Source organism: Citrobacter sp. Cpo040 (assembly GCF_030332915.1).
Classification (GTDB): Bacteria; Pseudomonadota; Gammaproteobacteria; order Enterobacterales; family Enterobacteriaceae; genus Citrobacter; species Citrobacter portucalensis.
Window position 1 is genome coordinate 512,449 of record NZ_JAOWGX010000036.1, and the last position, 25,253, is coordinate 537,701.

25 protein-coding genes and 1 riboswitch are annotated in these 25,253 nt (G+C 55.0%); of the genes, 17 read left to right on the forward strand and 8 right to left on the reverse strand.

Translation table 11 applies throughout. The features are described 5' to 3' along the window. Positions 1 to 178 precede the first annotated feature (178 nt). The 5 genes from hutI (at position 179) to hutH (ending at position 6,491) form a co-directional block, all read left to right on the forward strand. Entirely contained in the window at positions 179 to 1,402 is a 1,224-nt protein-coding gene (hutI, locus tag OGX86_RS17310) for an imidazolonepropionase (RefSeq protein WP_048226045.1), read from the forward strand. Beyond that, positions 1,399 to 2,340, forward strand: a complete 942-nt coding sequence (hutG, locus tag OGX86_RS17315) for a formimidoylglutamase (RefSeq protein ID WP_286640316.1) — start codon at positions 1,399 to 1,401, stop codon at positions 2,338 to 2,340. The genes hutI and hutG overlap by 4 nt, the downstream gene beginning before the upstream one ends. A gap of 87 nt (positions 2,341 to 2,427) precedes the next feature. Then, positions 2,428 to 3,147: a histidine utilization repressor gene (locus OGX86_RS17320; RefSeq protein WP_003831502.1), complete on the forward strand. Its 720-nt coding sequence runs from the start codon at positions 2,428 to 2,430 to the stop codon at positions 3,145 to 3,147. 136 nt (positions 3,148 to 3,283) lie between these two features. Next, entirely contained in the window at positions 3,284 to 4,969 is a 1,686-nt protein-coding gene (gene hutU / locus OGX86_RS17325) for a urocanate hydratase (protein WP_128316640.1), read from the forward strand. A 1-nt stretch (position 4,970) separates the two neighbouring features. Beyond that, positions 4,971 to 6,491, forward strand: coding sequence for a histidine ammonia-lyase (gene hutH / locus OGX86_RS17330; protein WP_048226039.1), 1,521 nt, complete (start codon positions 4,971 to 4,973; stop codon positions 6,489 to 6,491). Between the two features lie 95 nt (positions 6,492 to 6,586). Here the strand turns inward: hutH and OGX86_RS17335 are convergent, their stop codons facing one another. Both OGX86_RS17335 and bioA read right to left on the reverse strand, forming a co-directional pair. After that, positions 6,587 to 7,063, reverse strand: coding sequence for a kinase inhibitor (locus tag OGX86_RS17335; RefSeq protein WP_136391650.1), 477 nt, complete (start codon positions 7,061 to 7,063; stop codon positions 6,587 to 6,589). Between the two features lie 57 nt (positions 7,064 to 7,120). Continuing rightward, positions 7,121 to 8,410 (reverse strand): adenosylmethionine--8-amino-7-oxononanoate transaminase, encoded by a 1,290-nt coding sequence (gene bioA, locus OGX86_RS17340; protein ID WP_286640317.1) that lies wholly within the window; start codon positions 8,408 to 8,410, stop codon positions 7,121 to 7,123. Positions 8,411 to 8,486: 76 nt separating this feature from the next. Between bioA and bioB the strand changes: the two genes are divergently transcribed. From bioB to bioD, 4 genes are read left to right on the forward strand one after another with little or no spacing between them, the layout of a single operon-like run. Beyond that, positions 8,487 to 9,527 (forward strand): biotin synthase BioB, encoded by a 1,041-nt coding sequence (gene bioB / locus OGX86_RS17345; protein ID WP_168978484.1) that lies wholly within the window; start codon positions 8,487 to 8,489, stop codon positions 9,525 to 9,527. Continuing rightward, positions 9,524 to 10,681 carry an 8-amino-7-oxononanoate synthase gene (bioF, locus tag OGX86_RS17350; RefSeq protein ID WP_168978483.1) on the forward strand — a complete coding sequence of 386 codons (1,158 nt, stop codon included), beginning with the start codon at positions 9,524 to 9,526 and terminating at the stop codon, positions 10,679 to 10,681. Before bioB ends, bioF begins: the two co-directional genes overlap by 4 nt. Then, a complete protein-coding gene (gene bioC / locus OGX86_RS17355; protein ID WP_128316644.1) occupies positions 10,665 to 11,420 on the forward strand; it encodes a malonyl-ACP O-methyltransferase BioC in 756 nt (251 codons plus the stop codon). Before bioF ends, bioC begins: the two co-directional genes overlap by 17 nt. Continuing rightward, on the forward strand, positions 11,413 to 12,111 hold the full coding sequence (bioD, locus tag OGX86_RS17360) for a dethiobiotin synthase (RefSeq protein ID WP_048214633.1): 699 nt from the start codon (positions 11,413 to 11,415) through the stop codon (positions 12,109 to 12,111). Before bioC ends, bioD begins: the two co-directional genes overlap by 8 nt. Here bioD and OGX86_RS17365 read toward each other — a convergent pair. Next, positions 12,077 to 12,799, reverse strand: a complete 723-nt coding sequence (locus OGX86_RS17365) for an ABC transporter ATP-binding protein (protein ID WP_048214632.1) — start codon at positions 12,797 to 12,799, stop codon at positions 12,077 to 12,079. The two genes, bioD and OGX86_RS17365, sit on opposite strands and share 35 nt — an antisense overlap. A 768-nt stretch (positions 12,800 to 13,567) precedes the next feature. Between OGX86_RS17365 and uvrB the strand changes: the two genes are divergently transcribed. Next, positions 13,568 to 15,589, forward strand: coding sequence for an excinuclease ABC subunit UvrB (gene uvrB, locus OGX86_RS17370; protein ID WP_286640318.1), 2,022 nt, complete (start codon positions 13,568 to 13,570; stop codon positions 15,587 to 15,589). Positions 15,590 to 15,746: 157 nt separating this feature from the next. Here uvrB and yvcK read toward each other — a convergent pair whose 3' ends face one another. After that, positions 15,747 to 16,655, reverse strand: a complete 909-nt coding sequence (gene yvcK, locus OGX86_RS17375) for a uridine diphosphate-N-acetylglucosamine-binding protein YvcK (RefSeq protein WP_003831525.1) — start codon at positions 16,653 to 16,655, stop codon at positions 15,747 to 15,749. A gap of 329 nt (positions 16,656 to 16,984) precedes the next feature. Then, positions 16,985 to 17,130: riboswitch (molybdenum cofactor riboswitch) on the forward strand. On the opposite strand from yvcK, the gene moaA reads away from it, so the two are divergent. The 6 genes from moaA (at position 17,118) to OGX86_RS17405 (ending at position 20,565) form a co-directional block, all read left to right on the forward strand. Continuing rightward, on the forward strand, positions 17,118 to 18,107 hold the full coding sequence (gene moaA / locus OGX86_RS17380; RefSeq protein ID WP_048235800.1) for a GTP 3',8-cyclase MoaA: 990 nt from the start codon (positions 17,118 to 17,120) through the stop codon (positions 18,105 to 18,107). (Overlaps the previous riboswitch by 13 nt.) Positions 18,108 to 18,126: 19 nt before the next feature. Next, positions 18,127 to 18,639, forward strand: coding sequence for a molybdenum cofactor biosynthesis protein B (moaB, locus tag OGX86_RS17385; protein WP_286640319.1), 513 nt, complete (start codon positions 18,127 to 18,129; stop codon positions 18,637 to 18,639). A 2-nt stretch (positions 18,640 to 18,641) separates the two neighbouring features. After that, complete coding sequence (gene moaC, locus OGX86_RS17390; protein ID WP_003035188.1) at positions 18,642 to 19,127, forward strand: cyclic pyranopterin monophosphate synthase MoaC; 486 nt, start codon at positions 18,642 to 18,644, stop codon at positions 19,125 to 19,127. Continuing rightward, entirely contained in the window at positions 19,120 to 19,365 is a 246-nt protein-coding gene (gene moaD, locus OGX86_RS17395) for a molybdopterin synthase sulfur carrier subunit (protein ID WP_003831530.1), read from the forward strand. Before moaC ends, moaD begins: the two co-directional genes overlap by 8 nt. 1 nt (position 19,366) lies before the next feature. Beyond that, complete coding sequence (moaE, locus tag OGX86_RS17400) at positions 19,367 to 19,819, forward strand: molybdopterin synthase catalytic subunit MoaE (RefSeq protein ID WP_008784190.1); 453 nt, start codon at positions 19,367 to 19,369, stop codon at positions 19,817 to 19,819. Between the two features lie 41 nt (positions 19,820 to 19,860). Beyond that, positions 19,861 to 20,565, forward strand: a complete 705-nt coding sequence (locus OGX86_RS17405) for a Bax inhibitor-1/YccA family protein (RefSeq protein WP_003831536.1) — start codon at positions 19,861 to 19,863, stop codon at positions 20,563 to 20,565. Between the two features lie 72 nt (positions 20,566 to 20,637). On the opposite strand, the gene OGX86_RS17410 is transcribed toward OGX86_RS17405, so the two are convergent. The 3 genes from OGX86_RS17410 to OGX86_RS17420 are packed head-to-tail and all read right to left on the reverse strand — an operon-like array spanning position 20,638 to position 23,599. Next, positions 20,638 to 21,600, reverse strand: coding sequence for a lysylphosphatidylglycerol synthase domain-containing protein (locus OGX86_RS17410; RefSeq protein ID WP_128316648.1), 963 nt, complete (start codon positions 21,598 to 21,600; stop codon positions 20,638 to 20,640). Beyond that, positions 21,600 to 22,841 carry a cardiolipin synthase ClsB gene (gene clsB / locus OGX86_RS17415; RefSeq protein ID WP_286640320.1) on the reverse strand — a complete coding sequence of 414 codons (1,242 nt, stop codon included), beginning with the start codon at positions 22,839 to 22,841 and terminating at the stop codon, positions 21,600 to 21,602. The genes OGX86_RS17410 and clsB overlap by 1 nt, the downstream gene beginning before the upstream one ends. Beyond that, positions 22,838 to 23,599, reverse strand: a complete 762-nt coding sequence (locus tag OGX86_RS17420; RefSeq protein WP_048226026.1) for an endonuclease/exonuclease/phosphatase family protein — start codon at positions 23,597 to 23,599, stop codon at positions 22,838 to 22,840. The genes clsB and OGX86_RS17420 overlap by 4 nt, the downstream gene beginning before the upstream one ends. 132 nt (positions 23,600 to 23,731) lie before the next feature. On the opposite strand from OGX86_RS17420, the gene OGX86_RS17425 reads away from it, so the two are divergent. After that, entirely contained in the window at positions 23,732 to 24,142 is a 411-nt protein-coding gene (locus OGX86_RS17425) for a YbhQ family protein (protein WP_003831542.1), read from the forward strand. Here the strand turns inward: OGX86_RS17425 and OGX86_RS17430 are convergent. Next, entirely contained in the window at positions 24,104 to 25,210 is a 1,107-nt protein-coding gene (locus OGX86_RS17430; protein WP_008784194.1) for an ABC transporter permease, read from the reverse strand. The two genes, OGX86_RS17425 and OGX86_RS17430, sit on opposite strands and share 39 nt — an antisense overlap. Between the last annotated feature and the right edge of the window lie 43 nt (positions 25,211 to 25,253).

Below are 25,253 nucleotides of genomic sequence, written 5' to 3' on the forward strand. Positions count from 1 at the left end.
ATACTAAGTTGAGCGAAACGGGAAGGCGAAAAGGTAAAAAGTTGTTTTTTATCGCAGCAATGTCTGGCGCGGAGAGTCTTTATATCACAAATAGATAACAATTATGGTTCTTCAGGTTGACAACATCCCTATAATCAAAAATAAATGTCTATACAACCTATGACAAGTGGTGAGTCGAATGCAGCAATTCTTCCCTGATGATGTTATCTGGCGCAATGTTCGTCTGGCGACTATGGACCCTGAACGTGGTACCCCATATGGGCTGTTGGATGGTCACGCGCTGATCGTCCGCCAGGGCAAGATTCGCGATATCGTCCCGGAGTCATCGTTATATCTCACGCATGACAATACTTTTGATATGCAGGGCAGGCTGATTACGCCAGGCCTGATTGATTGCCATACGCATCTGGTCTTTGGCGGAAACCGCGCAGGTGAGTGGGAGCAGCGACTAAATGGTGTCTCCTACCAGCAGATAAGCGCTCAGGGTGGGGGGATCAATGCCACCGTATCGGCGACCCGCAGCGCCACGGATGAACAACTCTTTCACGTAGCCCATCAGCGGATGGAACAGCTGATCAAAGAAGGTGTTACGCTGCTGGAAATAAAATCCGGCTACGGCCTGGATTTGCCGACAGAAGAGAAAATATTGCGCGTGGTGGCAGCGCTGGCGGCAGAGAGTATCGTTGAAATCAGCCCGACGCTGTTGGCCGCGCATGCAACTCCAGCGGAATACCGGGATGATCCTGACGGCTATATTACGCTGGTGTGTGAGACCATTTTGCCGCAATTGTGGGAACAAGGGCTGTTTGAGACCGTCGATCTGTTCTGTGAAAGCGTTGGTTTTTCGTTGGCGCAGAGTGAGCGGGTGTTTCAGGCTGCACAGGCGCTGGGCATCCCGATTAAAGGCCATGTCGAACAACTGTCATTGCTTGGCGGCGCACAGTTGGTAAGCCGCTACCAAGGGCTATCCGCCGATCATATTGAATACCTCGATGAAGCGGGCGTGGCGGCGATGAGCCAAAGCGGTACGGTCGGCGTGCTGCTGCCCGGCGCATTCTATTTCCTCAAAGAGCAGCAGCGCCCACCGGTAGCGTTGCTGCGTCAATATCAGGTACCGATGGCGGTAGCGACAGATTTTAACCCCGGTACCAGTCCGTTTATCAGCCTGCACTGGGCAATGAATATGGCCTGTGTTCAGTTTGGCCTGACGCCGGAAGAAGCATGGGCGGGCGTAACCCGTCATGCGGCCCGGGCGCTTGGGCGTCATGCCACCCACGGTCAATTGAAGGCCGGGTTTGTGGCCGATTTTGTGGTGTGGGATGCAACCCTCCCGGTCGAGATCCTGTATGAACCCGGGCGCAATCCGCTCTACCAACGCGTATTCAAAGGACAAATAGCATGACCAACTGGCAACCAGCCTCACCTGCGCTGTGGCAGGGACGTGATGACCGCGCCGAATCGCCGAATGCGCTGCGCCTGTTTCAGACTATCACCCTGAGCCCGACGTTTAGCCCAGAAATGTACCGCGAGCAGATAGCGTTGCTCGGGTTTGCCTGCGACGAAGGCGTTAAACGTAATCAGGGGCGTACGGGCGCCGCCGGAGCACCCGATGTGCTACGCAAGGCGCTGGCGAATTTAGCCAGCCACGATGGGCACAATCGGCTGGTGGATCTGGGAAATATTGTGGCGCAGGCTCCCGATCTTGAGGGCGCGCAGCAGGCGTTACGCAATGCGGTACAGCGCTGTCAGCACGAGAATATGCGTACCTTCGTTTTGGGCGGAGGACACGAAACCGCCTTTGCGCACGGCGCAGGCGTACTGGACGCGTTCCCGCAGGCGAAGGTGGGGATAGTCAACTTCGATGCGCATCTCGATTTGCGCAAAGCTGAACAAGCTACATCCGGTACGCCATTTCGCCAGCTGGCGCAGCTTTGCGATGAACAGCAGCGTGAATTTCACTATGCCTGTATCGGCGTCAGTCGGGCGGCAAACACCCAGGCGCTTTGGGATGAGGCCCAGCGGCTCGGTGTTACCGTGGTGGAGGATCTGCATTGCGATACGGCGCAGGCGCAGTTAGCGCAGTTCATTGCCAATCTGGATGTCATCTATCTGACAATCGACCTCGACGTGCTGCCGGTGTGGGAAATGCCCGGCGTGTCGGCCCCCGCCGCGCTTGGCGTACCGTTGGCGACGCTGCTGAGACTGATTGAGCCTCTGTGTCGTAGCGGTAAACTCCTGGCGGTGGATATGGTTGAATTTAATCCACGCTTTGACGATGATGGCAGAGCAGCACGCGTGGCGGCGCGATTAGGCTGGCAAATCGCCCACTGGTGGCACTGATATACCTGATGGCGTTGCGCTTATCAGGTTCGGGTAATGCCTGTAAACTCTACCCACTCACATTTTCAGCTTAAGGAAGGCTCACGCATGCTCCCATCCCGTTCTGCTCCGGCTCCTTTTTACGAAAAGGTCAAACAGGAGATCAGCGAAAAAATTGCCAGCGGTATCTGGCAGCCTCACGATCGCATTCCTTCTGAGGCAGAGCTGGTGGCGCAATATGGTTTCAGCCGCATGACTATCAACCGGGCGCTACGTGAGTTAACGGATGAAGGTTTACTGGTGCGTTTGCAGGGCGTCGGGACGTTTGTCGCCGAGCCAAAAGGCCAGTCCGCGCTGTTTGAAATCCGCAGCATCGCGGATGAAATCAACGCCCGTCAGCATCAGCACCGGTGCGAAGTGCTGACGCTGGAAAAAACCCAGGCCAACGCGCAGCAGGCTTTGGTGTTAAACGTCAAAGAAGGCACATCCATTTTTCACTCTGTCATGGTGCACTACGAGAACGATCTGCCGGTACAGATTGAAGATCGCTGCGTGAATGCCGAAATTGTGCCGGAGTATCTGGCGCAGGATTACAGCCAGACCACGCCACACGCATACCTGTCACTGATCGCCCCGCTGACGGAAGGTGAACATATTGTTGAAGCGGTACGTGCCAGCGCTGAAGAGTGCGCGCTGCTGAATATCAAAGAACACGATCCCTGCCTGCTGATCCGCCGTAAGACCTGGTCTGCGTCGTCCATAGTCTCTCATGCCCGCTTGCTGTTCCCGGGTTCCCGCTATCGCCTGCAAGGACGGTTTATGTCCTGATACAGGACATGAAAACCGTGATTGCTGACGCAATATAATAAAAATGTATCTTAATTGTTAAAATCATCCTTGCGATGACTTGTATAGACAAGTATATATTTCTTATCTATCCGACGTTCGCGAGGAGTTTTCTGTCATGTCCCATAGCAAATATCGTCAGCAGGATATTCGTGCCCCACGCGGCACCACCTTAACGGCCAAAAGCTGGCTGACCGAAGCGCCGCTGCGCATGTTAATGAATAATCTGGATCCCGATGTGGCGGAGAATCCGCATGAGCTGGTGGTATACGGTGGGATTGGCCGCGCCGCGCGGGACTGGGAATGTTATGACGCCATCGTCAATGCGCTGACCAAACTGGAGACCGATGAAACTCTGCTGGTCCAGTCTGGTAAACCGGTAGGCGTATTCAAAACTCACGACAACGCACCGCGCGTGCTGATTGCCAACTCCAACCTGGTGCCACATTGGGCAACCTGGGAACACTTCAACGAACTGGACGCCAAAGGGCTGGCGATGTACGGCCAGATGACCGCCGGGAGCTGGATCTACATCGGCAGCCAGGGCATCGTGCAGGGGACTTATGAAACCTTCGTTGAGGCCGGGCGTCAGCATTATCAGGGTAACCTCAGCGGACGCTGGGTGCTGACCGCTGGGCTGGGCGGCATGGGCGGAGCACAACCGCTAGCCGCTACACTTGCGGGTGCGTGTTCGCTGAACATTGAATGCCAGCAAAGCCGAATTGATTTCCGTCTGCGTACCCGTTACGTCGACGAGCAGGCGACATCGCTTGACGATGCGCTGGCGCGTATCGACAAATACACCCGCGAGGGTAAAGCTGTCTCCATTGCGCTGTGTGCTAATGCCGCCGACGTTGTGCCGGAACTGGTGAAGCGCGGTGTGCGCCCGGATATGGTCACCGACCAGACCAGCGCCCACGATCCGCTGCATGGTTATCTGCCGTGCGGATGGAGTTGGGAAGAGTATCAGGAAAAAGCGGTGTCCGATCCGCAGGGCACGGTGCAGGCGGCGAAACGTTCAATGGCAACGCACGTTGAGGCGATGCTGGCGTTTAGCAAAATGGGCGTGCCGACGTTTGATTACGGCAACAACATTCGCCAGATGGCCAAAGAGATGGGCGTGGAAAACGCCTTTGATTTCCCCGGCTTCGTACCTGCTTATATTCGCCCCCTGTTCTGTCGCGGTATAGGCCCGTTCCGTTGGGTGGCACTGTCGGGCGATCCGCAGGATATTTATAAGACAGATGCCAAAGTGAAAGAGATCGTGGCTGATGATAAGCACCTTCATCACTGGTTGGATATGGCGCGTGAGCGGATCAACTTCCAGGGCTTACCAGCGCGTATCTGCTGGGTCGGCCTGGAGTGGCGACAAAAGCTGGGGCTGGCGTTTAATGAGATGGTGCGCAGCGGTGAAGTATCTGCGCCGATTGTTATTGGCCGTGACCATCTGGACTCCGGTTCTGTTGCCAGCCCAAACCGCGAAACAGAAGCTATGCGCGACGGTTCAGACGCCGTATCCGACTGGCCGCTGCTGAACGCGCTGCTTAACACCGCCAGCGGAGCGACCTGGGTGTCGCTGCATCACGGCGGCGGGGTTGGCATGGGCTTCTCTCAGCATGCCGGGATGGTGATTGTTTGCGATGGCACCGATGAAGCCGCGGCGCGCATCGCCCGAGTCTTACATAACGATCCGGCTACCGGGGTGATGCGCCACGCCGACGCCGGGTATGACATTGCGGTGGAGTGCGCCGTTGAAGAAGGGCTGAATTTGCCAATGATTGCTGCGACGCAGGAGAAACGCTGATATGAACACCATGACACTCACGCCGGGCCAACTGAGTTTTACCCAGCTACGTGAAATCTGGCAGCAACCGGTCAAATTGAACCTGGATGCCGGGGCGATTGATGCAATCAACGCCAGCGTCGCCTGCGTCAATAATATTGTCGCTGAAGGCCGTACGGCGTATGGCATTAATACCGGCTTTGGCCTGTTGGCTCAGACCCGTATCGCCACGGAAGATTTGCAGAATTTACAGCGTTCGCTGGTGCTTTCGCATGCGGCAGGTGTTGGCGAGGCGCTGGATGACGCAATGGTTCGCCTGATTATGGTGCTGAAAATCAACAGCCTGGCGCGTGGTTTTTCCGGCATTCGTTTGAGCGTGATTGAAGCGCTGATTGCGCTGGTGAATGCCGAGGTGTATCCACTGATCCCGGCGAAAGGGTCGGTGGGCGCATCGGGCGACCTGGCGCCGCTGGCACATATGTCGTTGACGCTACTGGGCGAAGGTAAAGCGCGCTGGCAGGGGGAATGGCTCCCGGCTACCGACGCGCTGAAAAAGGCCGGACTGGAGCCGATCACGCTGGAGGCGAAAGAGGGACTGGCGCTGCTCAACGGCACTCAGGCTTCCACCGCCTTTGCACTGCGCGGGTTAATTGAAGCTCAGGAACTGTTTGCGTCTGCGACGGTGTGCGGGGCGCTGACCACAGAAGCCGTGCTGGGCTCCCGTCGTCCGTTTGACGCCCGTATTCATGCCGCGCGAGGGCAGCGTGGGCAGATTGATGCCGCAACGCTGTACCGTCATGTGTTGACCGACTCCAGCGCGCTTTCGCAGTCGCATCATAACTGTGAAAAAGTGCAGGATCCGTATTCTCTGCGCTGTCAGCCACAGGTGATGGGGGCATGTCTGACACAAATGCGCCAGGTGATGGATGTCCTGCTGGTTGAAGCCAACGCGGTTTCCGACAACCCGCTGGTGTTTGCCGAAGAGGGCGATGTGATCTCCGGTGGGAATTTCCATGCTGAACCGGTGGCGATGGCGGCAGATAATCTGGCGCTGGCGATTGCGGAAATTGGTTCGTTATCAGAGCGGCGCATTGCGCTGATGATGGACAAACATATGTCGCAGTTGCCGCCGTTCCTGGTGAAAAATGGCGGGGTTAACTCCGGCTTTATGATTGCTCAGGTAACTGCCGCCGCGCTGGCGAGCGAGAACAAAGCGCTGGCGCATCCGCACAGCGTGGACAGCTTGCCGACATCTGCTAACCAGGAAGATCATGTTTCTATGGCTCCGGCGGCGGGGCGCAGACTGTGGGAGATGGCAGCAAATACGCGCGGCGTGATTGCCGTGGAGTGGCTGGCGGCGTGTCAGGGGATTGACCTTCGTGAAGGGTTAACCTCCAGTCCGTTGCTGGAGCAGGCGCGACAGGCGCTGCGCGAGCAGGTTGCCCACTACACGCAGGATCGCTTTTTTGCCCCGGATATTGAGTGCGCGACCGAGCTGTTAGCGCAAGGAACGCTGCTGCAATTGCTGCCTGAATTTCTGTAGAAAATTGCCTGATGTCGACGCTGACGCGTCTTATCAGGCCTACGGTCTGCTTTGTAGGCCGGATGAGGCGAAACCGACATCCGGCACAACACAGCTTAGCTAAACATCGCCGTAATCGAGGCGCTGGCGAGCGAGTGGAAATGGACGTTAAATCCAACCATCGCGCCGCTGGCACCTTCATCGACATCAATACGCTCCACATCCAGGGCGTGAACCGTAAAGATATAGCGGTGGGTTTCCCCCTTCGGCGGCGCAGCGCCACCATAACCAACTTTACCAAAATCTGTACGGGTCTGAATCACCCCATCCGGTTGTGCAACCAGCCCGGAGCCGAATCCTTGCGGGAGTACGCGGGTATCAGCCGGCAGATTTACCACCACCCAATGCCACCAGCCGGAGCCGGTTGGCGCATCAGGATCAAAGCAGGTCACGACAAAGCTTTTGGTTCCTGCGGGTACGTCATCCCACGCCAGGTGCGGGGAAATATTATCCCCGTCATACCCCATGCCGTTAAAGACGTGGCGATGCCCAAGCTTATCGCCATCGCGCAGATCGTTACTGATTAGTTTCATGCTGACTCCTCTCGTTAGCCAAAAAGTGTAGCCAGAAACCGTAGAGCTTACCGCTGATTAATCGCTAAAAAATGTTGCATTGCGCACAGCCTCGTTCACGGCCTGCGTCAGGCGACGCAACTGATCGGGCTGGATGATGTACGGCGGCATCAGGTAGATGAGCTTGCCAAACGGTCTTATCCACACGCCCTGTTCGACAAAGAACTTCTGTAACGCTGCCATATTCACCGGATGCGTGGTTTCGATGACGCCGATGGCGCCGAGCACGCGTACGTCCGCGACCCAACTGGAGTCCGCCGCCGGGGCGAGTTCTGCCCGCAACTGCGCTTCAATGGCCGCTACCTGCGCGCGCCACTCGCCGGTTTCGAGTAACGACAGGCTGGCGGAGGCGACGGCGCAGGCCAACGGATTGCCCATAAAGGTCGGGCCGTGCATGAAGCATCCGGCTTCACCATTGCTGATGGTTTCTGCAACCTGGCGGGTGGTGAGGGTTGCAGAAAGGGTCATCGTTCCGCCGGTTAACGCTTTGCCCAGGCATAAAATGTCCGGAGTGATGTCGGCATGCTCGCAGGCAAACAGCTTGCCTGTACGACCAAATCCGGTGGCGATTTCATCGGCAATCAGCAGGATCCCTTCACGGTCGCACATCTTACGGATGCGTTTTAACCATTCGGGATGATACATGCGCATACCGCCAGCGCCCTGTACGATTGGCTCTAGGATCACCGCCGCAATTTCGTGGCGATGCGCGGCCATCAGACGGGCAAAAGGCACCATATCCAGTTCGTCCCACTCGCCGCCCATGCGGCTTTGTGGGGCTGGGGCAAACAGGTTCTCCGGCAGGTACCCCTTCCACAGACTGTGCATTGAGTTGTCAGGATCGCAGACCGACATCGCGCCGAAGGTATCACCATGATAACCATTACGAAATGTCAGGAAACGCTGGCGGGATTCGCCTTTAGACTGCCAGTATTGCAGCGCCATTTTCATTGCAACTTCTACTGCGACCGACCCTGAATCCGCGAGAAAAACGCACTCCAGCGCCTCTGGGGTCATCGCCACCAACTGGCGGCACAGCGCAATGGCCGGGGCATGGGTAATGCCGCCAAACATCACATGCGACATGGCATCAATTTGCGTTTTCATCGCGGCGTTCAACTGCGGGTGATTGTAACCGTGGATTGCCGCCCACCAGGATGACATGCCGTCAATCAGCTTCTCACCGCTGGCTAAGGTCAGTTCGCAACCTTCGACACGCACCACCGGATAAACCGGCAACGGGGAGGTCATGGAGGTGTATGGGTGCCAGATATGGCGTTGGTCAAACGCAAGATCGTCCGTTGTCATAATCGACTTGTAAACCAAATTAAAAAGATTTAGGTTTACGAGTCTACACCAAACTAACAACGAAACGTATACCAATATGGCTCATTCTTCTCGCTGGACAATGTCGCAAGTCACCGAATTATTTGAAAAACCGCTGTTGGATCTGCTGTTTGAAGCGCAGAAGGTTCATCGCCAGCATTTCGATCCGCAGCAGGTACAAGTTAGTACGCTGCTGTCGATTAAGACCGGTGCTTGCCCGGAAGATTGCAAATACTGCCCGCAAAGCTCCCGCTATAAAACCGGTCTGGAAACTGAACGGTTGATGGAGGTTGAACAAGTACTGGACTCGGCACGTAAGGCGAAGCAGGCTGGTTCAACGCGGTTTTGCATGGGCGCGGCGTGGAAGAACCCGCATGAGCGCGATATGCCGTACCTGGAACAAATGGTTCAGGGCGTGAAAGAACTAGGGCTGGAAGCCTGTATGACGCTGGGCACGCTGGACGAATCTCAGGCCCAGCGCCTGGCCAATGCGGGTCTGGACTACTACAACCACAACCTCGACACCTCGCCGGAATTTTACGGCAATATCATCACCACCCGCTCGTACCAGGAGCGCCTGGATACGCTGGATAAAGTGCGCGAGGCGGGCATTAAAGTTTGCTCCGGCGGGATTGTTGGGCTGGGCGAAACGGTGACCGACCGCGCGGGTCTGCTGCTGCAATTAGCGAATCTGCCGACGCCGCCGGAAAGCGTGCCGATCAACATGCTGGTGAAAGTGAAGGGCACACCGCTTGCCGATAACGACGACGTAGATGCTTTTGATTTTATTCGTACTATCGCCGTGGCGCGTATCATGATGCCGACCTCATACGTGCGTCTTTCTGCCGGGCGCGAGCAGATGAACGAACAAACCCAGGCGATGTGCTTTATGGCCGGGGCCAACTCGATTTTCTACGGCTGCAAACTGCTGACCACCCCGAACCCGAACGAAGATAAAGATTTGCTGTTATTTCGCAAGCTGGGTCTTAACCCGCAGCAAACGGCGGTACTGGCGGGCGATAACGAACAGCAACAACGTCTGGAGCAGGCGCTGCGTACCCCGGATACCGACGATTACTACAACGCGGCAACCGTATGACCTGGCAGCAAAAAATTGACGATGCGCTAACAGCGCGTCGTTGTGCTGATGCGTTGCGTCAGCGCTATGCGGTGACGCAGGGTGCCGGTCGCTGGCTGCAGGCCGACGGTCGCCAGTATCTGAATTTCTCCAGCAACGACTACCTCGGCTTAAGCCACCATCCGCAGATTATCTGCGCGTGGCAGCAGGGCGCTGAGCGTTTTGGCGTAGGCAGCGGCGGCTCGGGCCATGTCAGCGGTTATTCCGTTGCTCATCAGGCGCTGGAAGAAGAGCTGGCGCAGTGGCTCGGCTATTCCCGGGCGCTATTGTTCATCTCTGGTTTTGCCGCCAATCAGGCGGTCATTGCCGCACTGATGGGAAAAGATGACAAGATTGTTGCCGACAGGCTCAGCCATGCCTCGCTGCTGGAGGCTGCCAGTCTTAGCCCTGCCGTGTTACGTCGCTTTACTCATAACGACTCGCAACATCTGGATCGTCTGCTGACAGCCCCCTGTCCGGGGCAGCAGCTGGTGGTCACCGAAGGCGTGTTCAGCATGGATGGCGACAGCGCGCCACTGGCAGAAATCCACGCGGTGGCGAAACGGCAGGGCGCGTGGCTGCTGGTGGATGATGCGCATGGGATTGGCGTAAGCGGTGAGGAAGGGCGTGGTTCGTGCTCTCGACAGCAGGTGAAACCTGAGCTGTTGGTGGTGACATTTGGCAAAGGGTTCGGCGTCAGCGGTGCGGCGATCCTGTGTTCTGATAGTGTGGCCGATTATCTGCTGCAGTTTGCCCGTCATCTGATCTACAGCACCAGCATGCCGCCAGCCCAGGCTCAGGCCTTGCGCGCCGCGCTGGCGGTGATCCGCAGCCGCGAAGGCGATGAGCGCAGAGAAAAGCTGGCGATGCTTATCCAGCGTTTTCGCGCAGGAGTGAATACCACGGATTTGACGCTGGCGCATTCAGACAGCGCGATTCAACCGCTGATCGTTGGCGACAATCATAAAGCCTTGCAATTGGCACAGACGTTACGGCAACAGGGGTGCTGGGTGACGGCGATTCGTCCACCGACGGTGCCGGTTGGGACGGCCAGGCTGCGGATTACGCTGACCCAGGCGCATGAAGTCCAGGATATCGACAACTTACTGGAGGTGCTGCATGGCGCAGGTCAATAAGCAGGCGATTGCCGCTGCGTTTGGTCGCGCGGCTATGCACTATGAGCAACATGCGGAGCTTCAGCGTCAGAGCGCCGATGCGTTACTGGCACAACTCGATGGTCGGGCGTTCTCACGGGTTTTGGACGCGGGCTGTGGGCCTGGGCGTATGAGTCGCTACTGGCGGGAGCAGGGGAGCGAGGTCTGTGCGCTGGATCTGTCGGCGCAAATGCTTACGCAAGCGCAGCGTCACGATGTCGCCCATCACTATCTGCTGGCGGATATCGAAGCCATTCCGCAGGCCGCTGCCACTTTCGACCTGGCCTGGAGCAATCTGGCCGTGCAGTGGTGCAACGACCTGCGCGGCGCGTTAGGCGAGCTATACCGTGTGGTGTGTCCTGGCGGGACGGTGGCGTTTAGTACCCTGGCGCAAGGGTCGATGCCGGAACTTCGTCAGGCGTGGCGAGCAGTTGATGATCGGGAGCATGCCAACCGTTTTTTACCCGTGGAGCAACTGGAAAACGCTCTGTGCGGCTGGGACGTAGAATACCAGTCTCATGCCGTCACGCTGTGGTTTGACGATGCGCTGAGCGCCATGCGCTCGCTGAAGGGCATTGGCGCGACGCATTTGCATGATGGACGCGAGCAGCGTGTGTTGACCCGCTCGCAGTTGCGCCAGTTACAGCTCGCCTGGCCCTGTCAGCAGGGTAAATATCCGCTGACCTATCATCTTTTTTTGGGAGTAATTCAACGTGACTAACACATATTTTGTCACCGGGACGGACACCGAAGTAGGTAAAACTATCGCCAGCTGTGCGTTGCTTCAGGCGGCGGGACAGCTGGGGTTGCGAACGGTCGGCTATAAGCCGGTGGCGTCAGGCAGTGAAATGACGGCTGAAGGTCTGCGAAACAGCGATGCGCTGGCTCTACAGCGCAACAGCGTTGTGGCAGTGGATTATGCGGCCATCAATCCGTATACCTTCGCCGAACCTACCTCACCGCATATCATCAGTGCTGACGAAGGGCGCCCCATTCAGGCCTCAGTGATGTCTGCGGGTTTACGCTTGCTTGAAGAACAGGCTGACTGGGTATTGGTGGAAGGCGCAGGCGGATGGTTTACGCCACTGTCGCCAACGCTGAGTTTTTCTGACTGGGTAAAAGCGGAACAACTGCCGGTGATTCTGGTGGTTGGCGTTAAGCTCGGTTGTATCAATCATGCCATTTTGACCGCCCAGGCAGTGCAGCAGGCCGGGCTGACGCTCGCCGGATGGATTGCCAATGATGTGATGCCGCCTGGCAAGCGTCATGCTGAATATATGGCGACGCTAAAGCGTGCGCTTGCGGCTCCGCTACTGGGGGAAATTCCCTGGCTGGCAGAAGAGCCGGAACGAGCATCGACTGGTCGTTATATCGATCTTAGCGTTTTGTCTCTGGCATCCACCAGTCGTTGATTAGCGGGTCGCTGAATTGTGTTATTTGCCCTTGAGCTACGTTGCGTCCACGATGTAACAAGCAATAGCAGTCGGCGACCCGACGAATGAACGGCAGGCTCTGCTCCGCGAGCATAATGGCGATGCCAAGCTCCTGGCTTAGCCTCACGATCAGATTCCCCAGTTTGTGGATATACGCCTGGCCACTTCCTCGCGTCGGCTCATCGAGGATCAGCAGGCGCGGGCGAGTGACCAGTGCACTGGCGAGTGCAAGCTGGTGCTGATTTTCCTCCGACAATGCCACCCCTTTGGCCTGACGCAGTACAAACAGCTGTGGAAACAGGCGGTAAATATCGCTGCTGTTCATCGCTTCGCTTTCCTCAACCGCCTGGCGCGCAATGTGCAGATTTTCCTCTACCGTCAGCTGCGAAAAAATTCGCCGTTCCTGCGATACACAGTTAATACCCAGCGCAATGCGCTTTGCCGCCGGAATCTGAAGCAGATCGCAAGGTGGTGCGCCAGCCTGATGCCAGAACATGGTTCCGCTCTCAATCGGTAAATTGCCTGTGATGCAATTGGCCAGCGTGGTTTTTCCCATCCCTGGAAGACCCAGCACGGCGGTACATTTGCCGGGCAACAGGTCGAGATCGACATCCCAAAGCGAGTGTTGATTACCGTAATAGTGATTCACTGCACGAAGACTCAACATAGATTTCTCCCTCATGATGATATCCGCCTCGCGGGCTGATGGTCGGGAGAAAACTGCAAATCTCTTGCCAGAAGCGGAATTAGGGGAAAATACAGCAGAATAGCGTATTGAGCGGGTTGCGGTATCCGGCTTGTTGTGGATGAGAGCCGCAGTGTGCACATTGTCAGTGCCTGGTGGCGTTGTGATGGTGCAGGCAGGAAAATGATGAAAATGCGAGCAAGATCTCGGCTATCCCAGGTCGCTTCGTTAGCTGATAAATATCAAAAAATAGCGATAATTTTTTTTTATCCCACCAGAAAAGATCATCAGGACGTTTTTGCCAGGCTACAGTCCGTACGGGCTGGAGGCAGTTATCCACTATTCCTGTGGATAACCTTGTGTATTAGAGTTAGAAAACACAAGGTAAGCGAGAGAAGACGCGGCCTGCGACTAAATTGATGCGAAAGACGGCTTGAGATAATAATCATTAAATTACAGTGTGTTAGATAAATGCAATGGCTGTCGCAGAAGTGTCATGTGTTGCCACAAAACTTTCATCGGGTAGCTTGACAAATGTTAAAAAAGTCATTGGTTTGGGGATAACACATTTTTGCTGGTGTTTTATCTTGCCTGCGGACAAATTTTAGCCTGTAGTCACGGCCATTTTGCTGGCGTAACAGAAATATTCTGGCGCGTTACTGTTTTTTCATCCAGTATATTTTACTGGCAAAATATACTGCTGCGAGTAAAATTACACACCTGCCCGCCCATTGCTTCAGGTAGCTGCTCATGAGTAAACCGTTCAAACTAAATTCCGCTTTTAAACCCTCTGGCGATCAGCCTGAGGCGATACGTCGCCTGGAAGAAGGTCTGGAGGATGGTCTGGCGCATCAGACGTTGCTGGGGGTGACGGGGTCGGGGAAAACATTCACCATCGCGAACGTGATTGCAGACCTACAGCGCCCTACCATGGTGCTGGCCCCCAATAAGACGCTTGCCGCGCAGTTGTACGGTGAGATGAAAGAGTTCTTCCCGGATAACGCGGTGGAGTATTTCGTCTCCTACTACGACTATTATCAGCCGGAAGCCTACGTGCCAAGTTCTGACACCTTCATCGAGAAGGATGCTTCGGTTAACGAACACATTGAGCAGATGCGTCTGTCAGCAACCAAAGCGTTGCTTGAGCGACGGGATGTCGTCGTCGTAGCGTCGGTTTCCGCGATTTATGGTCTGGGTGACCCGGATCTGTACCTGAAAATGATGCTGCACCTGACGGTGGGGATGATTATCGACCAGCGCGCGATCCTGCGTCGTCTGGCGGAGCTGCAGTATACTCGCAACGATCTGGCATTCCAGCGCGGGACCTTCCGCGTGCGCGGTGAAGTGATCGACATATTCCCAGCGGAATCTGACGACATCGCGTTGCGCGTGGAACTGTTTGATGAAGAGGTCGAACGTTTGTCGCTGTTTGACCCACTTACCGGACAGGTCGAATCCACTATTTCGCGCTTTACCATCTATCCTAAAACGCACTACGTGACGCCGCGCGAACGTATTGTTCAGGCGATGGAAGAAATTAAGGTTGAGCTGGCAGAGCGGCGAAAAGTCCTGTTGGCAAATAACAAACTGCTGGAAGAACAGCGCTTAAGTCAGCGTACCCAGTTCGATCTGGAAATGATGAACGAGCTGGGTTACTGCTCGGGGATTGAAAACTATTCCCGCTATCTGTCCGGGCGTGGTCCGGGCGAGCCGCCGCCGACGTTGTTTGATTACCTGCCTGCCGATGGCCTGCTGGTGGTGGATGAATCCCACGTGACTATTCCGCAAATTGGCGGCATGTATCGCGGTGACCGGGCGCGAAAAGAAACCCTGGTCGAATACGGATTCCGTCTGCCGTCGGCGCTGGATAACCGTCCGCTTAAATTTGAAGAGTTCGAGGCGCTGGCTCCGCAAACCATCTACGTCTCGGCGACGCCGGGCAACTATGAGCTGGAGAAATCCGGTGATGAAGTGGTCGATCAGGTGGTACGACCGACCGGCCTGCTGGATCCGGTCATTGAGGTGCGCCCGGTGGCGACTCAGGTTGACGATCTGCTATCTGAGATCCGCACCCGTGCGGCGATTAACGAACGTGTGCTGGTCACCACGCTGACCAAACGGATGGCGGAAGACCTCACAGAATACCTAGAAGAACACGGCGAACGGGTGCGTTATCTGCACTCTGACATCGATACCGTGGAACGTATGGAAATCATTCGTGACCTGCGTCTGGGCGAGTTTGACGTGCTGGTGGGTATCAACCTGTTACGTGAAGGTCTGGACATGCCTGAGGTCTCCCTGGTGGCGATTCTGGACGCAGACAAAGAAGGGTTCCTGCGTTCTGAACGGTCACTTATTCAGACCATCGGTCGTGCGGCGCGTAACATCAACGGTAAGGCGATTCTTTACGGTGATAAAATTACCGCCTCTATGGCTAAAGCGATTGGTGAAACCGAACGTCGTCGTGAGAAACAGCAGCTCTATAACGAAGAACACGGTATTACGCCGCAGGGGCTGAACAAGAAAGTGGTCGATATTCTGGCGCTGGGTCAGAATATTGCGAAGACCAAAGCGAAAGGCAAAGGGAAGTCACGCGCAGGCGCGAAGTCTGAGGTTGTCGAACTGGATATGACGCCAAAAGCGCTGCAGCAGAAGATTCACGAGCTGGAAGGGCAGATGATGCAACACGCGCAGAATCTCGAATTTGAAGAGGCCGCGACAATCCGTGACCAGTTGCATCAGTTGCGCGAGTTGTTTATTGCGGCATCGTAAGGCGGTGTCGGATGCGGGGTAAACCCTTATCCGACCTACGGGGTAGATCGCCTTTGTAGGCCTGATAAGCGCAGCGCATCAGGCGTTGTTTGATGCCGGATGGCGGAGCCGAGCGTTTTTGTAGGCCTGATAAGCGAAGCGTATCAGGCAAATCCGTTCAGCCCAGCGCCTGCACTGCTTTCTCCAGCGCACTATGCAATAGCTGGCGGTCATGGCGGTAGGGAATATCGCTGGCTTCCAGCACTTCCTGGATCACAACGCGGTCGGTAACGGCGGAAGCATCCACTTTCGGCCCCACAACCACCGCATCAATCACTTTCTTCCCGACGTACTGTTCAATAATGGCCAGCTTATCGCTAAGCGTCAGGCTCGCTGCTGGCAGGCTTAATTCGCGCCCAAGATTGCCTATATAGACCATCGGAGCCGGTGTGCGACGTAATGCCTGTGACATTTCATCGAGTAACAGAATCGGCATCAGGCTGGTGTAAAAACTGCCGGGGCCTATCAAAATTAAATCCGCTTCAGCGATAGCCTCAACGGCCTCCCGTGTAGTCGGGACTTTTGGCGAAAGCATCAGTTCCTGAGGTGGGACGGTGAGCTGATCGATATTCACTTCGCCATAAACTTCGTGTCCCTGGTCATCAATGGCCATCAGATCCACCGGCAGCTCCGACATCGGAATTAAATGTGCGTCAACTTTCAGCAGGCTACGAATTAAATTGATAGCTTCCAGAGGCCGCACGCTGAGGTGATCGAGCGCCTTTAACATTAGATTTCCGAGGTTATGCCCGGAAAGTTCGCCATTACCGCCAAAACGATACTCAAACATAGCGGATGCAACGCTGGGTTGGGTAATTAACTGGTTCAGACAGTTACGCATGTCTCCCCAGGCAATCCCTCCTTCAGAGCGACGAATACGACCTGTCGACCCGCCGTTATCGGTGGTGGTGACGATACCCGTCAGGCGGGAACCTAATGGGGAAAGAGAGGAGAGAACGCGTCCTAATCCATGCCCTCCGCCGAGAGCGACAACGCGGTCCAGATCTGCCAGCGTGCGAGTGCGCATATATTTTCCTGATATCAATTGATCGGCGCTACAGTAACGTAAATAGCGTGTTTTCAGCAATTATCCAGTCGGCATCTGCCGTAATTTTTTTCTGCGATCTACTCCTTTCTGACGACACCCACCTGATGGCAAGATGATGTATATCAATGCAAAACTGTGATTTTTGCTTATTCTGTAGCGAAATTGCACGATCATGTCGCTATGTACATATTTATACAGCGAAAGTGTGCATGGCAAAAGCGCCATTTACACGCTAGTATCGGCATAACCACAAAGTACTCTTAATAATTTGAGTTGTCGGAAGCCAACGCATCTGCAACTCGAAGTATGATGAGTATAAACACTCTAGCCTCTGCACCTGGGTCAAATGATACGGTGCTTTGGCCGTGACAAGACTTGAAAAAGTTTGTCACCAGGGCGCAGGAAGAAATGACTACGTCTCCCGTATTTGGAAAGGTGTACATGGGCTCTCAACTTACCGATGCTTTCGCACGTAAGTTTTACTACTTACGTTTGTCGATTACCGATGTGTGTAACTTTCGTTGCACCTACTGCCTGCCGGATGGCTATAAGCCCGGCGGTGTCACCAATAACGGCTTTTTAACCGTTGATGAAATTCGCCGTGTCACGCGTGCGTTCGCCAGTCTGGGAACGGAAAAAGTGCGTCTGACGGGGGGCGAACCTTCACTGCGTCGCGACTTCACTGACATTATCGCCGCCGTGCGCGAAAACGACGCCATCCGCCAGATTGCGGTAACCACCAATGGTTATCGTCTGGCGCGCGATGCCGCCGCCTGGCGCGATGCCGGACTGACCGCGCTCAACGTCAGCGTCGACAGCCTCGACGCCCGTCAGTTTCACGCCATTACCGGACAGGATAAGTTTCAGCAGGTGATGGCAGGCATTGATGCTGCCTTTGATGCCGGTTTTGAAAAAGTTAAAGTCAACACCGTGCTGATGCGCGACGTAAACCATCATCAACTGGACACCTTCCTGGCGTGGATCCAACCTCGACCAATCCAACTGCGTTTTATTGAACTGATGGAAACGGGCGAGGGCAGTTCTCTCTTCCGTAAACACCATATTTCCGGACAGGTACTGCGCGATGAGCTGCTGCGTCGCGGCTGGATCCACCAGATCCGACAGCGTAGCGACGGCCCGGCTCAGGTTTTCTGTCATCCTGATTATGTTGGCGAAATTGGTCTGATCATGCCTTATGAGAAAGACTTCTGCTCCACCTGTAATCGTCTGCGCGTTTCCTCTGTCGGCAAGCTTCATCTGTGTTTATTTGGTGAAGGCGGCGTAAGCCTGCGTGATTTGCTGGAAGACGATGCTCAGCAACCGGCGCTGGAAGAACGTATTTCAGCCGCGCTGCTGGAGAAAAAGCAGACCCATTTCCTGCATCAGAACAATACCGGTATTACGCAAAACTTATCTTACATTGGCGGCTGATCGCTAAAAGGAGTTTTTCATGAGTCAGGTAAGCGCTGAATTTATCCCGACACGCATTGCTATTCTTACTGTTTCCAACCGCCGCGGCGAAGAAGATGACACCTCCGGCCATTATCTGCGTGACTCGGCGCAAGAAGCGGGTCATCAGATTGTCCATAAGGCGATTGTTAAAGAGAACCGCTACGCCATCCGCGCCCAGGTTTCTGCCTGGATTGCCAGTGACGATGTACAGGTGGTGCTCATTACCGGTGGCACTGGTTTAACCGAAGGGGACCAGGCGCCGGAAGCGCTGCAACCGCTGTTCGACAGAGAAGTTGAAGGGTTTGGCGAAGTATTCCGTATGCTGTCGTTTGAAGAGATTGGCACCGCGACGCTGCAATCCCGCGCGATTGCCGGGGTGGCGAATAAAACGCTAATTTTTGCCATGCCGGGTTCGACCAAAGCGTGTCGTACTGCCTGGGAAAATATCATTGCGCCGCAGCTTGATGCCCGTACGCGTCCGTGTAATTTCCACCCACATTTGAAGAAATAAGTATGTCGCAACTGACTCATATTAACGCCGCTGGCGAAGCGCATATGGTGGATGTCTCCGCCAAAGCGGAAACCGTACGCGAGGCGCGTGCGGAAGCATTCGTAACCATGCGTAGCGAAACGCTGGCGATGATCATCGACGGCAGTCACCATAAGGGTGACGTTTTCGCCACGGCGCGTATTGCCGGTATTCAGGCTGCCAAACGCACCTGGGATCTTATCCCGTTGTGTCATCCGCTGATGCTGAGCAAGGTTGAAGTCAATCTGCACGCTGAACCGGAACATAACCGCGTACGCATTGAAACGCTGTGTCGCCTGACCGGTAAAACCGGCGTTGAAATGGAAGCGTTAACGGCAGCCTCCGTGGCGGCGTTGACCATCTACGATATGTGCAAAGCGGTGCAAAAGGATATGGTGATTGGTCCGGTGCGTTTGCTGGCAAAAAGCGGCGGCAAATCGGGTGATTTTAAGGTGGATGCACATGATTAAGGTTCTTTTCTTTGCTCAGGTACGGGAACTGGTGAACACCGATGCGTTAGAAGTTGCCGCCGAGTTTGCAACGGTAGAAGCGCTGCGCAAGCATCTGGCGGCGCAAAGCGATCGCTGGGCGCTGGCGCTGGAAGACGGCAAGCTGCTGGCGGCGGTGAATCAGACGCTGGTCAGTTTTGACCATCCTCTTAACGCGGGTGATGAAGTCGCTTTCTTCCCGCCGGTAACCGGAGGCTAAAATGGCTGAAACGCGAATTGTTGTTGGCCATGCGCCGTTCAGCGTCGGGGATGAGTATCCCTGGCTGGCAGAGCGCGATGAAGACGGCGCGGTAGTCACTTTCACCGGTAAAGTGCGCAATCACAATCTCGGTGACAGCGTTAAGGCGTTAACGCTGGAACACTATCCGGGAATGACCGAAAAAGCGCTGGCGGAGATTGTCGACGAAGCGCGTTCGCGCTGGCCGCTGGGTCGGGTGACGGTTATTCATCGCATTGGCGAACTGTGGCCGGGTGACGAAATCGTTTTTGTTGGCGTAACCAGCGCGCATCGCAGCAGCGCGTTTGATGCCGGGCAGTTCATTATGGATTACCTGAAAACCCGCGCGCCGTTCTGGAAGCGCGAGGCTACGCCGGAAGGTGAGCGCTGGGTTGATGCCCGCGACAGCGATAAGCTAGCAGCAAAACGCTGGTAGAGTACAATTGTTGTAGGCTCATACTGATTCAGGAGATTGTCATGGACCGATTCCCACGATCCGATTCTATTGTACAGGCCCGTTCCGGCCTGCAAACGTATATGGCGCAGGTGTACGGCTGGATGACCTGCGGACTGTTGCTGACGGCGTTTATCGCCTGGTATGCGGCAAATACGCCCGCGGTGATGATGTTTGTCTTCTCCAGCAAAATCACCTTCTTTGGCCTGATCATCGCTCAACTGGCGCTGGTGTTTGTCCTGTCCGGCATGGTGCAAAGGCTGAGCGCGGGTATGGCGACCACGCTGTTTATGCTCTATTCGGCATTAACCGGGTTGACGCTATCAAGCATCTTTATTGTCTATACCTACTCGTCTATCGCCAGCACCTTCGTGGTCACTGGTGGGATGTTCGGGATCATGAGTTTGTATGGCTACACCACCAAGCGCGATCTAAGCGGCTTCGGCAATATGCTGTTTATGGCGCTGATCGGTATTGTGCTGGCTTCGCTGGTTAACTTCTGGCTGAAGAGCGAAGCGCTGATGTGGGCGGTAACCTATATCGGGGTGATTGTGTTTGTTGGTTTGACCGCCTATGACACGCAGAAGCTGAAAAATATCGGTGAGCAGATCGACCTGCGCGACAGCTCCAATCTGCGTAAATACGCAATTCTTGGGGCCCTAACGCTGTATCTGGACTTCATCAACCTGTTCCTGATGCTGCTGCGTATTTTCGGCAATCGTCGCTAATTGTCTGTTGCCGGATGGTATAAAAAGTAGGCCGGATAAGGCGTTACGCCGCATCCGGCACTATATACATCCTCATTTCGCCATCGCCTTCTCGTTCTTTTCCCGTAGCTTTTTCGCCCGACTCTCCAACAGCAAATAACACATCAGCGCCAGCAATAGCGGAATAAAATAGTACAGCACGCGATACGCGAGCAGGGCAGCAATGATCGTGCCCTGAGACGTATTCTCTCCCGCCAGCAGCGCCATAAACACCGCCTCCAGCACGCCGATCCCCGCCGGAATATGCACAATAACCCCGGCAATACTGCTTACCAGCAGCACGCCAAGCACGAAGAAATAGTTAATATTCTGACCCAGCAACAACCAGATAATCGCCCCCATAACCATCCAGTTAGTCCCGGATATCGCCATCTGCGCGAGGGCAAATTTCCAGGAGGGGAGCACCAGCTTTTGGCCCTTGATGGTGATGTGACGATGTTTAGCGAAGGTGCAAAACCACAGATAAACAACAATAATCAGCAGCAGCGCTATGCCTAAAATGCGCAATGTGCCTTCATCGATATACCAGTGAGCGGGCAGTTCGACGACGCCGAAGGTAAATATAAAACCGCCCAGCAGAATATAGCCCAGCCAGTTAGTGGTAATGCTCAGCGAAAAAATCCGCGTTATTGTGCCCCCCGGCAACCCGAGACGCGAGTAGAGCCGATATCGCATCCCAATACCGCCCACCCAGGTGCTTAACGTCAGGTTGAACGCGTAACAGATAAACGACACCAGCATGACCTGGCGTTTTGCCAGCTTGTGCCCACAGTAGTAGCGCCCGAGCAGGTCATAACAGCCGTAAAGTAAATAACTGACGATCACCAACCCCACGGCACTGAGCAGGGCAATCCGATTATAATCGCGGATTACCGTCCACACTTCCTGCCAGTTGACCTTGCTGGCATAAACGACCAGCAATACGATCACCGCAATAAAAAAAAGCCATGTGAGGATCTTTTTCACTGACCGCCAGCGTCGGTGGTTTTTTGCCATCAGGTTTTCCCTCCTGCATCCTCAGTTTGTATACGGTCCTGAGTTTCCAGAGCGGGCTGCGCGGGCGGCTCTACCTCGGCCAGGTGCGGGGTATGCGCCGGAAGCCAGCCGACCAGCGCCGGGAAGTGGCGTAAAAAGTGGAAGGCCAGCACGCTCTTAGTCAGGTTCCACCAGGTGCGTTTTGGCAGCATGGATTCATCAACCCGCTTGCAGTCCTGCGCAATAATAGGGTTCAGGTTGTCGCGCAGGGTCTGGTTAAACGTGCGGTCATGAATAATCAGATTCGCTTCCAGATTCAGCGACAGGCTCAGCGGATCAAGATTGCTGGAGCCCACCGTCGCCCAGTGATCGTCCATCAGCGCCACTTTGCCATGCAGAGGTTTACGGCGGTATTCGTAGACATGGACGCCACCTTTAACCAGATAGTTGTACAGTAGGCGGGCACCCACTTTCACAATCGGCATATCCGGTTCACCCTGCACAATGAGTTTTACCCGAACGCCGCGTCGTGCTGCTTTACGCAGGGCATGCAGCAGGCGATAACCGGGAAAGAAATAGGCATTGGCAATGATCACTTCCCGTCGGGCCTGGGTCAGCATTTTAAGATAGTGGCGTTCAATATCATCGCGATGCTCATCGTTATCGCGCCAGACAAACAGCGCCTGCGCTTCGCCGGGGCGATGATTGTCGATTGCCCGGTGATGACGTCGCCACCAGCGCCGTACGGCGCTTTGCCCGGGCAGGTTTTCCAGTACAAAGTTCAGAATGTCAGCAACGACTGGACCTTCAACGCGCACGGCGTAATCTTGCTTAGCCTCCGGGCCGTAATCCGACATATGTTCAGCGGAGTAATTGATGCCGCCGACAAAGGCAACACGGTCATCAATGACCACTATTTTTCGATGCATACGGCGAAAGAGATTGGTGCGCATTCCAAAAAGACGCGGATGCGGATCGTAGTAGCGGAAAACAACACCGGCTACGGTCAGCTCTTCAACAAAACTGTCGCTCAGATCCGGCGAGCCGTAGCCATCCAGCAGCACCTCTGCTTTGATTCCTCGTCGGGCGGCTTCGAGCAACGCGGCATGCAGCTGTTTTCCTACCGCATCTTCAAACCAGATAAAAGTCTCAAGGATAATTTTTTGCTGTGCCTGCTCAATGGCGTCAAATACGGCGGGGTAGAATTGATCGCCGTTTTCCAGCAGTTGAATTTGATTGCCTTCACGCCAGCCATATTTCATAAATGAATCTCCGCACTCAGAGGGGCATGATCGGACAAATGTCGCCAGTGACGCAGCGCAAGCGTCGTTGGGGTACTGGCATTCGCGTTTTTCACATAGATCCTGTCCAGGCGCAGCAGGGGAAACTGCACCGGAAACGTTCGCGCCGGGCGACCGTGGGCGCGGGTAAAAATCTCGTCAAGGCCAGCTTTGGCTTTCAACGGGCGATTGGCCGTTTGCCGCCAGTCGTTAAAATCTCCTGCGATGACCACGGGTTCCGCGTCGGGCAGGGCGTTGACCCAGTCTGCCAGCATAGCGAGCTGGGCCTGGCGGTGAGCTTCACGTAGGCCGAGATGCACACACATCACATGAATGGGGAGGGAGAGCATTGGCGGTACGATGCGGCAGTAAAGGACTCCGCGCTTTTCACTCGCGCCGACTGACACATCACGGTTTTCATAATGCTCAATGGGATACCGCGACAACACCGCATTACCGTGATGTCCTTGCGGGTACACGGCGTTACGCCCGTAGGCGAAGTCGCTCCACATCGTGTCCGCCAGAAATTCGTAGTGCGTGGTGTCCGGCCAGTTTTCCACATGCAGTGGATGCACCTCGTGTGCGCCCATTACCTCTTGTAGGCACACAATGTCCGCACCGACCGTTCTGACGGCTTCTCGCAGCTCCGGCAAAATAAAACGCCGATTGAAGGCGGTAAACCCTTTATGAGTATTAATGGTGAGCACATTGAATGAAAACCGTTCTGTTTGTCTGGCCATGATTCTCCCGTTGGCGTCACTTTCCTGATTAAAATAGTGTAGTCGTCGTCACAAAAAGATGCGGTGTTGCGGAATTTTCCGTAAAGTCCGGTACTCTGAACAATTAGTCGAAAATCCTTCAGGAGAATAGCCATGAGGTGGCAACAACGTGTTCGTGTCGCAACGGGTCTAAGTTGCTGGCAGATAGTGTTGCATTTACTGGTAGTGGCGTTGCTGGTAATGGGCTGGATGAGCGGCAGACTGGTGCATGTCGGCCTGGGATTGTGCGTCGTGTACGGCGTTACGGTTTTATTGATGCTTGCATTGCAACGTCACCACGAACAGCGCTGGCGCGACGTGGCTGATGTGCTGGAAGAGTTGACCACGACGTGGTATTTCGGTGCCGCCATGATCGTACTGTGGCTGCTGTCACGCGTGCTGCAAAACAACGTCTTGCTGGCACTGGCGGGGCTGGTCATCCTTGCCGGACCCGCCGTGGTCTCGCTGCTGGCGAAGGACAAAAAGCTACATCACCTTGCGTCTAAACATCGCATACGCCGCTGATCCGGTCGTGGCCGCTATCACTAATAGCGGCCACAAGCTTCCCCAGACAATCTGCAGACTCGCATCTTTCAGGTAAATCTGTTTCGTGATGTCCGTAAAATGGCGGATCGGGTTTATCCACGTCAGATTCTGCAACCAGACCGGCATGTTTTCGACAGGTGAGACATAGCCCGAGAGTAAAATCGCCGGCATCATAAACACAAATACCCCGATAAACGCCTGCTGCTGGGTGGCGCATAGTGACGAAATCAGCAGACCAAAGCCAACCAGCGACAGCCCGTAAATCACCATTGTGAAATAGAACAGCCCCAATGAACCGGCAAACGGAATGTGATAAGCCCAGATACCGATCGCCAGCACAATGGTGGCCTGAAAAGTAGCCACAATTAGCGCGGGTACAGCTTTACCGATGAAAATCTGCCAGGTGGTAAGCGGGGAAACCAGCAGTTGATCCAGCGTGCCTTGCTCGCGCTCGCGGGCAACCGAGAGTGAAGTAACGATCATTACGCCGATGGTGGTGATCATGGCGATCAGCGACGGAACCACAAACCATTTGTAATCCAGATTCGGGTTATACCAGTTACGCACTACCAGCTCGCTGTTGTTCGGTTTCGGCTTGCCGTCCATCAGCTCCTGCTGATACTCCTTAACGATTTGCTGCAGGTAATTCGCGGCAATTTGCGCGCTGTTGGAGTTACGTCCGTCGAGGATAATCTGCATGGGAGCCTGCTGGAAGGTATCCAGATTACGCGAAAAGTTGGCCGGGAAACGCACCAGTAGCAGGGCTTTTTGCGTGTCGATGGTGGGCTGGATCTCCTGCGGGCTTTTCAACAGCAGAACATGCGTAAAGGCGCTGGCGCGGGCGAAGCGCTGGGTTAGCTCTACCGAATGTTTACCGTTGTCTTCGTTATAGATAGCGATAGTGGCGTTGGTGACTTCCAGCGTTGCCGCGAACGGGAACAGGATAACCTGAATCAGCACCGGTAAAATCAGAATGGCTCGCGTCTGCGGTTCGCGTAACAGCGATTGCAGCTCTTTGCGAATTAATGTCCATAAGCGATGAAACATGCCTGTCCTCTCAGTCCAGTTTGTAGGCCTGATAAGCTAAGCG